Genomic DNA, 928 nt, shown 5'->3' on the forward strand with positions numbered 1-928 from the left:
CGCTCGGCACCGTTTTCGAATGGTATGATTTCTATCTCTACGGCTCGCTGGCAGTGTTCATTGGTTCGACCTTTTTCAGTCCAGCCATCCCGGAAGCGACCCGCAATATCTTCGCGCTGCTGGCCTTCGCTGCCGGCTTCCTGGTGCGCCCGTTCGGCGCATTGCTGTTCGGCCGCATCGGCGATCTTGTCGGCCGTAAATATACCTTCCTCGTCACCATGACGATCATGGGCCTGTCGACCTTCCTGGTCGGCTTGCTGCCTGGCTATGCGACCTTGGGCATCGCCGCTCCGGTGATCCTGATCATCCTGCGCATGCTGCAGGGTCTGGCACTGGGTGGCGAATATGGCGGCGCGGCCACTTACGTCGCCGAACATGCGCCGGACAACCGGCGCGGCTACTACACCTCGTGGATCCAGACCACGGCGACGCTGGGCCTGTTCCTGTCGCTGGTTGTGATCCTGATCGTACAGGCTTCATTGAGCAAGGAAAACTATGCTGCCTGGGGCTGGCGTATTCCGTTCCTCGTATCCTTCCTGCTGCTAGGCATCTCGATCTGGATCCGGCTTTCGCTTTCCGAATCGCCGACCTTCCAGCGCATGAAGGATGAGGGCAAGGGCTCCAAGGCGCCGCTGACGGAAGCCTTCGGTCAATGGAAGAATGCCAAGATCGCACTGCTGGCGCTGCTCGGCCTCACCGCCGGTCAGGCCGTGGTCTGGTATAACGGCCAGTTCTATGCGCTGTTCTTCCTGACCAACGTGCTCAAGGTCGACGCGCAATCGGTCAACATCATGATCGCGATCGCCCTGGCAGTAGGCTCGATCTTCTTCGTCGTCTTCGGCTGGCTCTCCGACAAGATCGGCCGCAAGCCGATCATCATGGCGGGCCTTGCCTTAGCGATTGTATGCACCTTCCCGCTGTTCAAGGC

General features: G+C 59.9%; 1 protein-coding gene. It reads left to right on the forward strand.

The features are described from left to right. Window positions 1-928, forward strand: a 928-nt coding sequence (locus EN939_RS35955; RefSeq protein WP_127272029.1) for an MFS transporter, incomplete at both ends; no start/stop codon positions are given.

The organism is Mesorhizobium sp. M7A.F.Ca.CA.002.05.1.1, assembly GCF_003998335.1.
Classification (GTDB): Bacteria; Pseudomonadota; Alphaproteobacteria; order Rhizobiales; family Rhizobiaceae; genus Mesorhizobium.